At 40.5% G+C, this 13,421-nt stretch carries 16 protein-coding genes; 11 read left to right on the plus strand and 5 right to left on the minus strand.

The window, feature by feature from the left end:
* The first annotated feature begins 26 nt into the window (after positions 1–26).
* The 7 genes from G509_RS0114375 (at position 27) to G509_RS0114405 (ending at position 4,456) form a co-directional block, all read left to right on the plus strand.
* The gene (locus G509_RS0114375) at positions 27–758 is read left to right on the plus strand and encodes an SAM-dependent methyltransferase (RefSeq protein WP_026992171.1); all 732 of its coding nucleotides are present in this window, start codon (positions 27–29) and stop codon (positions 756–758) included.
* Between the two features lies 1 nt (position 759).
* The gene (locus tag G509_RS0114380; RefSeq protein ID WP_026992172.1) at positions 760–1,482 is read left to right on the plus strand and encodes a ZIP family metal transporter; all 723 of its coding nucleotides are present in this window, start codon (positions 760–762) and stop codon (positions 1,480–1,482) included.
* 21 nt (positions 1,483–1,503) lie between these two features.
* The gene (gene murQ, locus G509_RS0114385) at positions 1,504–2,319 is read left to right on the plus strand and encodes an N-acetylmuramic acid 6-phosphate etherase (RefSeq protein ID WP_026992173.1); all 816 of its coding nucleotides are present in this window, start codon (positions 1,504–1,506) and stop codon (positions 2,317–2,319) included.
* Complete coding sequence (locus G509_RS0114390; RefSeq protein WP_026992174.1) at positions 2,306–2,521, plus strand: DUF6095 family protein; 216 nt, start codon at positions 2,306–2,308, stop codon at positions 2,519–2,521. Before murQ ends, G509_RS0114390 begins: the two co-directional genes overlap by 14 nt.
* A gap of 52 nt (positions 2,522–2,573) precedes the next feature.
* Positions 2,574–2,948, plus strand: a complete 375-nt coding sequence (locus G509_RS0114395) for a hypothetical protein (protein WP_026992175.1) — start codon at positions 2,574–2,576, stop codon at positions 2,946–2,948.
* 13 nt (positions 2,949–2,961) lie between these two features.
* Complete coding sequence (locus G509_RS0114400; protein WP_035738993.1) at positions 2,962–3,741, plus strand: TerC family protein; 780 nt, start codon at positions 2,962–2,964, stop codon at positions 3,739–3,741.
* Between the two features lie 82 nt (positions 3,742–3,823).
* A complete protein-coding gene (locus G509_RS0114405; RefSeq protein WP_026992177.1) occupies positions 3,824–4,456 on the plus strand; it encodes a hypothetical protein in 633 nt (210 codons plus the stop codon).
* Between the two features lie 41 nt (positions 4,457–4,497).
* On the opposite strand, the gene G509_RS0114410 is transcribed toward G509_RS0114405, so the two are convergent.
* The 5 genes from G509_RS0114410 to G509_RS0114435 form a co-directional block, all read right to left on the minus strand.
* Positions 4,498–7,137, minus strand: a complete 2,640-nt coding sequence (locus G509_RS0114410; RefSeq protein ID WP_026992178.1) for a DNA gyrase/topoisomerase IV subunit A — start codon at positions 7,135–7,137, stop codon at positions 4,498–4,500.
* Between the two features lie 193 nt (positions 7,138–7,330).
* Positions 7,331–9,184 (minus strand): DNA topoisomerase IV subunit B, encoded by a 1,854-nt coding sequence (locus G509_RS0114415; protein WP_026992179.1) that lies wholly within the window; start codon positions 9,182–9,184, stop codon positions 7,331–7,333.
* Positions 9,185–9,300: 116 nt separating this feature from the next.
* Complete coding sequence (locus tag G509_RS0114420; RefSeq protein ID WP_026992180.1) at positions 9,301–10,272, minus strand: transglutaminase domain-containing protein; 972 nt, start codon at positions 10,270–10,272, stop codon at positions 9,301–9,303.
* A 352-nt stretch (positions 10,273–10,624) separates the two neighbouring features.
* Entirely contained in the window at positions 10,625–11,308 is a 684-nt protein-coding gene (locus G509_RS0114430; protein WP_026992182.1) for a TIGR02117 family protein, read from the minus strand.
* Positions 11,292–11,831, minus strand: a complete 540-nt coding sequence (locus G509_RS0114435; RefSeq protein WP_026992183.1) for an NADPH-dependent FMN reductase — start codon at positions 11,829–11,831, stop codon at positions 11,292–11,294. Before G509_RS0114435 ends, G509_RS0114430 begins: the two co-directional genes overlap by 17 nt.
* Positions 11,832–11,958: 127 nt before the next feature.
* Here G509_RS0114435 and G509_RS0114440 point away from each other — a divergent pair, with 127 nt between their 5' ends.
* The 4 genes from G509_RS0114440 to G509_RS0114455 are packed head-to-tail and all read left to right on the plus strand — an operon-like array spanning position 11,959 to position 13,387.
* Complete coding sequence (locus G509_RS0114440) at positions 11,959–12,405, plus strand: GNAT family N-acetyltransferase (protein WP_026992184.1); 447 nt, start codon at positions 11,959–11,961, stop codon at positions 12,403–12,405.
* Positions 12,406–12,457: 52 nt separating this feature from the next.
* Positions 12,458–12,781, plus strand: coding sequence for a nucleotidyltransferase family protein (locus G509_RS0114445; RefSeq protein ID WP_026992185.1), 324 nt, complete (start codon positions 12,458–12,460; stop codon positions 12,779–12,781).
* Entirely contained in the window at positions 12,762–13,100 is a 339-nt protein-coding gene (locus G509_RS0114450) for a HepT-like ribonuclease domain-containing protein (protein WP_026992186.1), read from the plus strand. The genes G509_RS0114445 and G509_RS0114450 overlap by 20 nt, the downstream gene beginning before the upstream one ends.
* Before the next feature lie 2 nt (positions 13,101–13,102).
* Positions 13,103–13,387 carry a hypothetical protein gene (locus G509_RS0114455; RefSeq protein ID WP_026992187.1) on the plus strand — a complete coding sequence of 95 codons (285 nt, stop codon included), beginning with the start codon at positions 13,103–13,105 and terminating at the stop codon, positions 13,385–13,387.
* Positions 13,388–13,421 lie beyond the last annotated feature (34 nt).

The raw sequence follows: 13,421 nt of genomic DNA on the forward strand, positions 1-13,421 counted from the left end.
TAAATTTGCGGGTACATTCTATGAATATGCAAAAAGAAACAAATAACTGGTTTGCATCCTGGTTCGACACTCCGTATTACCATATACTTTACAAGGACCGCGACTACGAGGAAGCCCAGCTTTTTATGGATAATCTAACCAATTATCTAAACCTGCCCGAAGATGCCAAAATATTAGACCTTGCCTGTGGCAAAGGCCGCCATTCTATCTATCTTAACCAGCTTGGTTATGATGTTACGGGCGCCGACCTCTCTGAAAACAGTATTGCCGCAGCCTCTAAGCACGCTAACGACACCCTGCATTTTGAAGTGCACGACATGCGCGTGCCTTTTGAGCAAAAGTTTGATGCTATTTTTAACCTGTTTACCAGCTTTGGCTATTTTGAACAGGATTCTGATAATGTGGTAACCCTAAAAGCTATCTGCGAAAGCCTTAGCGAATATGGTTTTGGTGTTATCGATTTTATGAATGTTAAGCACACCATAGATAACCTTGTTCCGCACGAGGTTAAAACGGTAGATGGTATCGACTTTCATATAAAAAGGTTTTATATTGATGATCATATAATTAAGGAAATAGATTTTGAAGATAAAGGCGAAAAATACCACTTTGTAGAAAAGGTAAAAGCCCTTACGCTTCAGGATTTTGAGGTAATGATGGAAGAAGCCAGCATTTATTTGCTGGATACTTTTGGCGATTACAAGCTTAGAAAATTTTATAAAAACGAGTCGGAGCGTTTAATAATGATCTTTAAATAGTATGATATATTTAATACCCTTACTATCGGTTATTTTTGGCTATGTTATGGCGCTTATATTAAAGCCAACCAACAAAAAAAACCTTAAATTATTACTTGCATTTAGCGGATCTTTTTTATTATCGCTTACGGTTTTACATTTATTACCCGAAGTTTATGCCGGCAGCGCCGGTGCCGAACATGACCACGATCATGAAGGCCATGCGCACGGTGCAAATGCAGCTATAGGTATCTTTATAATGGCGGGTATTATTTTCCAGATCATACTCGAATATTTTTCTAAAGGTGCCGAGCACGGCCACGTACACGCCCATAGCGATGAACACGCCCACAGCATGCCCTGGCTACTATTTATAAGCCTTTGCATACATGCATTATTAGAAGGTATGCCGGTTAGCCAGCACCACGATATGGCATGGGGCATTGCAATACACCACTTTCCCATCGCTATCATCTTAACGGCATTTTTCATCAATTCAGGGTTAAATAAAATGGCAATTATGCTGTTTATGCTGGCTTTTGCAGCCATGACACCACTGGGCACATTACTATCGGGCCAGTTAGAGTGTGTAGCAAATTATCATACGCAAATATCTGCGGTTGTGGTAGGTATCTTATTCCACATATCGTCTACCATTATATTTGAGAGTGGCGAAAATCACAAATTTAACCTTGCCAAACTTTTGGTTATTATACTTGGGGTTATAATGGCCTATTTTCTATAACTTTACTTAAAAGCTATACTAATGTCTTTTACACGAACTACAGAGCAATCTTCTAAATACGAACACCTGGAACAGATGTCGGTTGCGCAATTGCTTGAAAACATAAATAACGAAGATAAATCGGTACCTTTTGCTGTCGAAAGGGCGCTTCCGCAGATAGAAGCACTGGTAACTAAAATTGTGGGGCGATTGAAGGAAGGTGGCCGCCTGTTTTACATTGGCGCAGGCACCAGCGGGCGTTTGGGCGTGGTTGATGCATCAGAGTGCCCCCCTACTTTTGGAGTACCTTTTGACCTCGTTATTGGCCTTATTGCCGGTGGCGATGCTGCCATTAGACGTGCCGTAGAGTTTGCCGAAGACGACCGCGAACAGGCCTGGAAAGACCTATCTGAATATACTATTAACGATAAAGACGTGGTTATTGGCATTGCGGCATCGGGCACTACGCCTTATGTTATTGGCGGTTTAGAGCAGTGTAATGCTAACAACATAATCACAGGCTGCATTACCTGCAACCAGGGCAGTCCGCTTGCGGCTACAGCGCAATACCCTATAGAAGTTGTGGTTGGGCCGGAATTTGTTACCGGCAGCTCTCGTATGAAAGCCGGTACCGCCCAAAAATTGGTACTTAACATGATATCTACCGCAGCAATGATTCAGCTTGGACATGTAAAAGGTAACAAGATGGTGGATATGCAATTGAGCAATCATAAACTTGTTGGCCGTGGTGTACAAATGATTGTTGATGAATTAAGCATACCTCAGGACGAAGCTGCTGCCCTTTTAGAAGAACATAAAAACGTACGTAAAGCAATACAAGCTTATGGCAACCGATAAGAAAATTTTAATGAAGGGGCTTAAATACCTTAGCGGCGCCCTGCCCTTGTTTTTTATTGGGCCGGTTGTTATACACAGCTCTTTTAAAAACCAGAACCACCCGTTTTTTATACCGGTGTTGGGCGTGGGTATTATTTTATGCATTGCTGCTATAGCCCTTGTGTTTTTTGGGTTGCGCACCATAATGAAAAGCCTTACTTAATTAATCAAATTATATTTGATTTACAGAGGCATATCTCAATCAACTTAAACTAATGAAGAAACTACTTTATATAATTTTGCCCGCATTTTTATTAGTTGCCTGCTATAGCCAGGAACGCAATTGCGCCGACTTTAAAACCGGTAAATTTAGATTTGAGACAACCATTGATGGCAAAACCCAGATAACCGAACTTACCCGTACCGATAGCCTGCAAACCGAAACCTATAATGGTAAAACCACGCAGGCTTCTGTAAGATGGCTAAACGATTGTGAATTTGTGCTTAAAGATCTTGAGGCTACAAGTAAAGAGGAAAAGGAATCGATACACATGAAAATCCTAACCACTAAAGATAATGCCGCTACGGTAGAATACTCGATAGTTGGCGATACCCACAAGCAAAAAGGAACCGTAACCAAACTTAATTAAATACATAACCCTGATGGATCTTAGTTTTTTATCTAACCCTGATGCCTGGATTGCCCTGCTAACCCTTACCTTTTTGGAAATTGTACTGGGTATAGACAATATCATCTTTATCTCTATTGTTACAGGCAAACTGCCACCTGAAGACCGTAAAAAAGCCACGCGTATTGGTTTGTTTCTGGCTATGTTTTTACGTATAGGCTTACTGTTTGGTATTACGCTGCTTACGCGAATGAAGAAGCCTTTCTTCTCATTAGATTTTGGCTGGTTTAGTGCCGATTTTACGGGTCAGGCGCTTATTTTATTCGCCGGTGGACTTTTCTTAATTTATAAGAGTACGAAAGAGATACATGAAAAAGTAGATGTTAAAGGCGAACATGAATCCAACCTCGGCAAGGGCCCTAAGAAATCGTTTGCCGGCACTATCGCCCAGATCTTGTTAATCGACCTTATATTTTCTATCGACTCTATACTTACCGCGGTAGGTATGACAAACGGTCTTGAGGGCGCGTTATATGTTATGATTACTGCTGTAGTAATATCGGTGGGTATTATGATGCTGTTCGCCGTGCCTGTTGGTAATTTTGTAAACTCCAACCCATCGATACAGATACTTGGCCTTGCATTTTTAATACTTATTGGCTTTATGCTGATAACCGAAAGCATGCACTTATCAGGCGCTCAGCTTGCCGGGCAGCACGTTGGTGCCGTACCAAAAGGCTACCTGTATTTTGCTATAGCCTTCTCGTTAGCTGTAGAATTTTTAAACATGAAAATGAGGAAAGCTAAAGAATAGACTTACAATATATTACAATAATAAGGACAGCTTTAGGGCTGTCTTTATTATTTATATTTGAAGGTATATATAAAGGTAAATAATGGATATAATATTTAAAGATAAAGGTAAGAACATTATAAGTGAAGAACATGCTATTGGCATAAACGAATATTATAAGGCATTTTACAAAAATGACGTTTTAATACTTGAAGAGTATTATTATAATACGAGATTAGCCGGCATGGACTACTATAACTTTGACAACCAGGACCACAAAAGCATTCTTGATACTTATTTACAAGACTATAAAGATGTTGGTATTGTAGAATATACGCCATATACTAATGGTTATAAGCTTACAACCACTTTTGGATATAACGAAGATGGACTGTATGTTACTAATCTTGATCTTTATAATCCGGAAGGCGAACTTATAGGGCATCAGTCTTTATATGATGGCGTGCCTGATTATTACCACACACGTAAGTATTATTATAATAGGGAAGAAAACCCCGAAAAATATTTGTTTGAATGTACGTACCGCGAAGAAACCGGCGAACTTTGGGAGCTTGACTGGAACAATGAACATATTAATAACAGCGGCCAGGATTCGTTTGTGCTAACTAATACCCCGAAAGATATTGAGGCCTTGCTGGCTCTTACAGGCATGTCTCGTGAGTTGGCCGATTACTATATGAACAGCAATGTAGTACCTGATTTTGCAAAAAAATAAAGGCTGCCTAAGCAGCCTTTAAAATTCTATATGTGTATTATTTACTCTAAACTAAGTGTTATCTGCCCATCATCATCAAGGCTGATGTTAGAATCGTCGATTATATCTTCGCCTCTTACCTCTATCTCTTCCGGAATTTCTTCTACAGGAGGGTCATAAGGCAATGGCTCCAAAAGGCTTATCTGTTTTAGTTTATCGGCAGTTAATACATTACCTATGGCTTTAATGCCTTTTACAGCAATAAAATTTTCCAGGTCTACCGTAAGTGTTTCTTTCTGAATGCCTTTTACCTTAGCAAATACAACTTCGGCTACCGGACGGTAATCAGTCGAAACTATTTCCAGTTGCGATTTGGCGTGTTCGCTAATAAATATCTCCTCTTTATTTTCATTCTCCACCAAAAAGCGCTTAACAAAATAACGTTCTTTTTCGCCATCAAAATAAATAGCCGACACCGGTTTTTTAGGCACCCATTTTTCCAGCACTATCATGCCTTCATCAAAATGCGTGGTAAGTTCGGGTATAATGGTTTTAAGCCTGCCATTCTGGTTAATAATAAGCAATCGGTCGTTAGGCCTGAATTCGCCCAACAGCTCTCCCCTGCCATCTACATTAAGGCGGTGCACGGTATCGTCAAACCAAATCCTGCGCGGTTTAAGCGTAGAGATACCTTTTTCTTTAAGGTCGATTTTTTTGATAGGATATTTACTAACCGTATTACCCCTGGAGGCACGCCCCTTAATGGCAATACTCGAAAAATCAAGGTCGAATTTAAGTTTCTTAACGCTGCCCACCTGGCGCAACAGTACCGTAACTACTTCGGCCTCTCCATTAGGGTTATCCGAAAAATACAGCACCATAGAGTTGGCTGTACCTGCAGAAAGGTCGTACACTTTATCGCGGGTTACCCCCGATACATTAAATCGTTTAACGTATGATGGCCCCGATTTGCCATCACGGTAAATCATGTTATAAATAGTACGCTTATCGTTCTTATCAAAAACAGCAACGTGTATAATGTCTTTACCCACAAAGGTTTTTACGTCTACCTTGGTAATCATCATGCTGCCGTTGCGAAGAAACACAATAACATCATCAATATCGCTACAGTCGGCTACATACTCGTCTTTTTTAAGTCCGGTACCCACAAAGCCTTCTTCTTTATTTACGTAGAGCTTGGTGTTACGAAGCACCACCTTAGTAGCCTCGATGGTGTCGAAACTTCTAAGTTCAGTCTTACGTTCGCGGCCTTTGCCGTAACGGTCTTTAAGCCCCTGAAAATAAGCAACAGCAAAGTCGATTATGTGTTCCAGGTGGTGTTTAACCTGCTCGATTTCGCCTTCCAGCGCTTCGATCTTTTCCTGTGCTTTATCAATGTCAAATTTAGAGATACGCTTAATACGTATTTCGGTAAGGCGAACAATATCGTCTTCGGTAACCGCCCTTTTTAAGTGGCCTGTAAAAGGCTTAAGGCCCAGGTCTATAGCCTTAATTACACCTTCCCAGGTTTCTTCCTCCTCAATGGCGCGGTAAACACGGTTTTCTATAAATATACGCTCAAGCGACTGGAAATGCCAGCTTTCTTCAAGCTCATCCAACTGGATTTCAAGCTCACGCTTAAGCAAATCAACCGTGCGGTGGGTAGAGATATTCAGCATGTGCGATACCCCTACAAACAGCGGCTTATGATCTTCGATAACGCAGCCTAAAGGGGCTACGGATGTTTCGCAGGCCGTAAAGGCAAACAACGCATCTATGGTTTTATCTGGCGATACCCCCGGCGGCAGGTGAATTAATATTTCAACCTCGGCAGCGGTATTATCTTCAATTTTTTTAACCTTAATCTTACCCTTTTCATTCGCCTTAAGTATACTATCTATAAGCGTAGTAGTGTTGGTACTAAATGGTATTTGCGTTATTACAAGCGTACTTTTATCCAGTTGTGCAATTTTGGCACGCACACGTACACGCCCACCACGGGCACCATCGTTATAATTACTAACATCGGCAATACCGGCAGTAGGAAAATCAGGGTAAATGGTAAACGGCTTGCCTTTTAATATTTTTATGGAAGCATCTATAAGCTCGTTAAAGTTATGCGGAAGCACCTTGGTAGAAAGCCCCACCGCAATACCCTCGGCTCCCTGCGCTAACAATAGCGGGAACTTTACCGGCAGGTTTATAGGCTCGTTTCTACGGCCATCGTAAGACGATTGCCACGGTGTAATTTTGGGGCTGTAAAGCACCTCTAACGCAAATTTAGAAAGGCGTGCCTCTATATAACGCGAAGCCGCAGCGCCATCGCCGGTAAGTATGTTACCCCAGTTACCCTGGGTATCTATAAGTAGTTCTTTCTGCCCAATTTGCACCATAGCATCGCCAATACTGGCATCACCGTGGGGGTGGTACTGCATGGTATGCCCTACTACGTTGGCTACCTTGTTGTAACGGCCATCATCCAACTCTTTAAGTGCGTGCATAATCCTGCGCTGTACGGGTTTAAACCCATCTTCTATAGCGGGTACGGCACGCTCCAGGATAACGTAAGATGCGTAATCCAAAAACCATTCTTTGTACATACCGGTAACCTTGGTAATAACATCTCCTGACTCTGAATTAGTATCGGCTTTGTTGTAAAAATGTTCGCCTTCTTTTAAAGGCTCTAAATTATCTTCGCTCATTTATATTCTTTCAAACGATAGTTGAAATATTTTATTCTTTTGATATAGATTCTTCGACTCCGCTGCGCTGCGCTCAGAATGACATACTGTTGCTGTCATTTCGACGATTGGAGAGATCTCTCATAATTTTAGACGCATTCAATACGTGTCTACTGCCCACTGCGACTGAAAACTGAATACTGCTCACTGTGCTCTACTCGCCCACCACATCAAGCTCTACTTTAAGGTTGTTAATGATAAATTCCTGCCTGTCGGGTGTGTTTTTGCCCATATAAAACTCTAATAGGGTCTGGATGGATGTGGCATTATCCAGCAACACCGGGTCCAGGCGGATATCCTGGCCTATAAAGTGCTTAAACTCATCGGGGCTAATTTCTCCCAAACCTTTAAATCGGGTTATCTCGGGTTTGCCTTTTAGTTTTTCTATGGCATTACGGCGCTCTTCGTCGCTATAACAGTAAATGGTTTCTTTTTTATTGCGGACACGGAAAAGCGGTGTCTGCAGGATGTACAGGTGGTTTTCTTTTATCAGCTCCGGAAAGAACTGCAAAAAGAAGGTAATCAACAGCAGGCGAATGTGCATACCATCAACGTCGGCATCGGTAGCTATTACAATGTTGTTGTAGCGCAGGTTTTCCATCTCCTCTTCAATATCCAATGCTGCCTGCAGGAGGTTAAACTCCTCGTTTTCGTACACTATCTTTTTGGTCATACCGTACGAGTTTAGTGGTTTACCCCTTAAACTGAATACCGCCTGTGTGTTAACATCTCGGGATTTGGTAATGGACCCGGAAGCCGAATCTCCCTCGGTAATAAACATGGTACTCTCTAAACTGCGCGGATTTTTAGAGTCGGTTAAGTGCACACGGCAATCGCGCAGCTTTTTATTGTGCAGGCTGGCTTTCTTGGCCCTGTCTTTAGCCAGTTTTCTAATGCCGCTAAGCTCTTTACGCTCGCGTTCGGCCTGTAATATTTTTTTAAGCAGTGCATCGGCAACCTCGGGGTTGCGGTGCAAAAAGTTATCGAGCTTGTTCTTTACAAAATCATTTACAAAGGTACGTACCGATGGCGCTTCGGGACCCATATCGGTAGAGCCCAGCTTGGTTTTAGTCTGCGACTCAAACACCGGCTCTTCTACCTTAACGCTAATGGCACTCACTATAGATTTACGAATGTCTGATGCCTCAAAACTCTTGTTGTAAAACTCTTTAATGGTGCGCACAATGGCCTCTCTAAAAGCACCTAAGTGCGTACCACCCTGTGTGGTGTTTTGCCCGTTTACAAACGAATAATATTCTTCGCTGTACTGGGTCTTACTGTGCGTCATGGCAATTTCAATATCATCATCCTTAAGGTGAATAATATCATAAATACGGTCGTCTTCGGCAATGGTTTCGCCAAGAAGGTCTTTTAGCCCGTTTTCGCTAAAATATTTTTCGCCGTTATAAAGTATTGTCAGCCCCGTATTGAGGTAACAATAATTTTTCAGCATTTTTATAATGTACTCGTTACGGTACTTGTAGTTTTTAAAAATGGTTTCATCGGCAGTAAAGGTAACTTTGGTACCCTTGCGCTTGGTAGTTTCTACAACGGCTTCCTCTATGGTAAGGTTACCGGCAGAAAATTCGGCCGCCTTAAGCTGGTTATCTCTAACCGACTCTACCCTGAAATAGTTAGACAAGGCATTAACCGCCTTGGTACCTACACCGTTTAGGCCTACTGATTTTTTAAATGCCTTAGAGTCGTATTTACCACCCGTATTCATTTTAGAAACCACATCGATAACTTTGCCCAGCGGAATACCACGGCCAAAATCGCGTACACTAACGGTTTTATCTTTAAGCGTAACCTCTATTGTTTTACCGGTGCCCATAACAAACTCATCTATAGAGTTGTCTATCACCTCTTTAATTAGAATGTATATACCGTCGTCCGGAGAAGACCCATCGCCCAGCTTACCAATGTACATACCGGGGCGCATACGTATATGTTCCTTCCAGTCGAGTGAACGTATGTTGTCTTCGGTATACTGATTTTCCTCGGCCATAAAATATTGTGGATTTTCTGCTAATATAGCGCAATTGCAGAAAAAATGAAAGCCGGAAGCAAGAAAACTTTTTAAGTTTATCTTAACATCCGGCCAAACATTTTAAATAAGAACAGTTACCTGTTTACCTTATACCCCGCAACCGATTTCTGGTTGATGTAAATGGTTAACGTACCTACAGAATTGGCGTTTAGCGGAACTTCAAACTCGGCTACATCGCCATTTTTGGTATAGGTCACTTCTTCAATTTTACGGGTTTTACTAAAAGCATAATGCACAGTATCGCCTGCTTTAAGGTTTTTAATTTTGAACGGAACCACAGCGCCAGCCTTGTTTGTAAACGTACCAAAACCGGGACTTATAAAATTGTAGCCTTCCATTAAATAATTACCGTAATACAGCGGTAAATTGGCAAAATCGGCCTCAGTTTTAGTGGTAAGCAGCCATTTTTTATCATCCGGAAAGTGGTTAAGGAAAAACACATCCGGTTCGGCAAAAAAGTAGCCATCGTTAAACTTAAAGGCAAAAGCAGGTTTGTCGCCTGTAACCACACCGGCAGCCCAGGTAGCATCTAAAAGTTTCCATTCGCCATCAACCTTAACGGCATTCCACGCGTGGTCATTAGCGCCCGGGGCTTTGCCAATATGCATAGGATGCGATTTAGATGTGCCGGGAACCACAACAGCCTCCAGCCCTACCTTATCTGCCACAACGGCAAATAATGTTGCATAGCCCTCGCAAACGCCTTTTTTAGATTTAAGGGTTTTGGTAGCAAGCTCCTCGCGAAACTTTTTTTGTTGTGCAAGCTTTTCTTCCTGAGTTGTAAAGCTGTATGCCACCGGACGCTGGTTAACGCCATAAGCCGCAAGATCGTACCTTACGTTTAAGGCTATCCAGGTAAAAATGGCGCGCGCTTTATCGGCATCCGTTTTAAAGTCGGCTTTAACCTGATTAGCGAATTTATTGGTATCAGAAAATGCTTTAGGGTATGCTTTAACCGTGTTGTCTACCTTTGCAAAATCCTGGGCATTTACAATACCCGTAACAAGCAAAAGCACTATATAAAAGAGTTTTGATATGTTTTTCATGCTCACAGATATTCAATAATAATGCCATTAATTGTTAATAGAATTTACTACCAATTACATATTCTAAAAATAATATATAAAATTGGAGAACAACTTAATAGCAAAACATATGGGAAATATTTATTTAACGCATGTAGTTTTTTAATAACGTTTATTGAATTGATAATTGAATATACCACCGATGATGCCTCTGCCCCAAGTGCCAACATACTAAAGATTACAAATAGAAAATGATATTCAGGAATAAATCTGAAAAAATTTCTGGCTTTAATCAATATAATAGCAACAACAAATAACAGCGGAGCAATAGCGCTACTAATAATTTGTGACTTCAAAAAATTTTTGCTGTAAATCATTTATAATGCGTAAATATTCCCCCCTCATAGGGTGTCCATAATGCAGCCCTTTGGTGTGCCGCTTTAAGAGCATTGTTGGCCCAGGTGTTGCAGGTGTAGAACAGGCTGTATTTGCGGTTGGCTTCGTAAAAAGCATCGTATTTGCCATAGCTTTGGTCGGCAATCCAAAGCACTTTCTTACCCTCATCATACTGAAAGCTTTCGCTAATGTATTTTACAAGGTCCTGATAGTCTTTTTGGGTGATCATGATCTTAACGCACTCATTATCTTCTTTAACCGACTTATAAAATTTTGTATGCATAGCCGATGTACCCAGGTAAAACGCCGCTTTAAACGCCGTGCTTGCCTTTAAGTCGCTCCACTCGGGCGTATCGAGGTAAAAGCCTTTATCGCCCCAGCCAAACGCCATGTACGTGGCTACGCTGTCCTGCGCTTTAGTTTGGGTGTACAGTATGTCTTTAGTCCAGTCTTTTACATCGTTTTTAATAGGCACTAAAATATCGGTATGTACGCCGTTGGAGTTAATGTAAATGGCTACATCTCCGCCTTTTTCGGGTTCAGAATTTACGGTAATGTGCGATAGTATAACTACCATTAATAAATACACCGCAATAAACGCTATGATGGCCAGTACAAACCGGCCAACAAATTTGAAAGCACTCTTAAGCTTTTTGCCCATAATCAAAGTTTGCTATTATTTGCTTTAACGCATCATCATACTCTTTATTGGATATTTTACCGGCAGTTTTATCAAAATTTTCTTCGAAGCCTGGAAGCGAAAATGTGGCACGTATGTTACCGCCATACCACGCAAGGCTAATTTTAGCAGCTTCGAGTGCATTTTTGCCACCATGCTTACCGGGAGAAGTAGACATAAGCAGCAACGGCTTATTATCGTACACCAACTTTTTTTGGCGCGATGCCCAATCGTAAATATTTTTAAAGGCACTGGTTAGTCCGGCATTATGCTCTGCAACAGATATTACCAAAATATCGGCCCCTTCTATCTTGTCTAAGAACGTTCTGGCAACAGGCGGCTGGCCAATAAGTTTTTCTCTGTCTACGCTAAAAAGCGGAAGCTCGAAATCGTTAAGGTCGATAATTTCGGTTTCTACGTTTTCAAAAAGGCTTGCGGCATAGGTTGCCAGTTGCTTATTTATAGAGTGCTTGCTGCTGCTTGCACCAAAGGCTAATAGTTTCATGAAATGTTGGTTTTTATATTGGGACTAATGTAAGAAAAAGCGAGTAATTACAGCAAATAACTTTACTTAGTAGTAAATGTTAAATTTATTATCTTCGTGAAGCTTATAATCTTAAGAAGGAAAAGATATGATAATTCGCGAAGCGCAGATAAGCGACATAAAACAAATACAGAAAGTGCGAAATTCTGTTACAGAAAACGTGCTCTCAAATCCTGATCTTGTAACGGATAAAGATTGTGAGGAGTTTATCTTAATAAGGGGAAAAGGCTGGGTTTGCGATATCGACGGGCAAATTGTCGGGTTTTCTATTGCAGACCTTAAAGAGAACAACATCTGGGCACTGTTTGTACAGCCCGGATTTGATAAGCAGGGCATTGGCCGCAAATTGCACGATGTAATGTTAAACTGGTATTTTGCCCAAACAAAAGAGAAGGTCTGGCTTGGAACATCGCCCAATACAAGAGCCGAACTTTTTTACAGAAAATCGGGCTGGAAAGAGATAGGCACACACGGCAAAGGCGAAACAAAGTTTGAAATGACCTTTGACAATTGGATAAATAGTTCAATGCTGTAAGAATAATTATAAAATATATTTGATATTCGGCTAAACTTTATAAATTTGAAGAATGGCATTACCAATAGAAATAGAGAGTAACAGATATAAACTTACTGAGCTTTGTGAAAAATACAAAGTAATCAGGCTGTTTGTATTTGGCTCTTTGTCTAACGGTAATTTTAATCCGGAGAAAAGCGATGTGGATATTTTGGCGGAATTAGACGAAGAAAATCCGGTAAAAAAGGGAGAAAATATCATGATGCTATGGGCAGATCTGGAAAAATTATTTTCCAGGAAGGTCGATTTACTTACGTCTTCTAAAATGCATAATCCATATCTGCAAAAACAAATTGACACTACTAAACAACTTATTTATGACAGAACGAGCTCGTAAATATTTGTTTGATATATTATTTGCAATAGAGATGGTAGAAAATTTTCTTGAATCTACCCCAACTTTTTTTTTATACGAAAATGATCTCAAAACTAAAAGCGCTGTAGAACGACAATTAGGCATAATTGGTGAAGCTGTAAATAAGTTTGAGAAAGAACAAACAGGCTATCCGCTATCATATTCCAGAGAAATAGTTAATTTTAGAAACAGGCTGATACACGCCTACGATAGTATAGATGATTCTGTTGTGTGGGCTATTAAAACAAATCATTTGCCATTACTTAAAGCCGAGATCGAGAAAATCTCTAAACTAAACTAAATATGAGCAAAACAGTAATTAAACAAAAAGGCAGGACTAAAGTAACTGTACTACAAACCCTTGCAGTGATATTTTTAGTTTTTCAGTTAATAGGCTATGTAAATAGTATGACTGTAGTAGAAACTTATATGAGCTCCAGCGAAAGAATTGGTTACTATATTGGTTTTAATTTTTCTTTATATATAGCTATCGGATTCTATATATGGTCTCGTAGTGTTAAGAAAGAAATGAAAAATAATCAAAAAGCACAGCTTATTGAAGCTATAGGTAAAGATGATGAAGCCTAACTTAACAAAAAAGCCTGCCGGATATTCTCCAACA

Origin of the sequence: Flavobacterium subsaxonicum WB 4.1-42 = DSM 21790 (assembly GCF_000422725.1) — a bacterium.
Taxonomy (GTDB): domain Bacteria; phylum Bacteroidota; class Bacteroidia; order Flavobacteriales; family Flavobacteriaceae; genus Flavobacterium; species Flavobacterium subsaxonicum.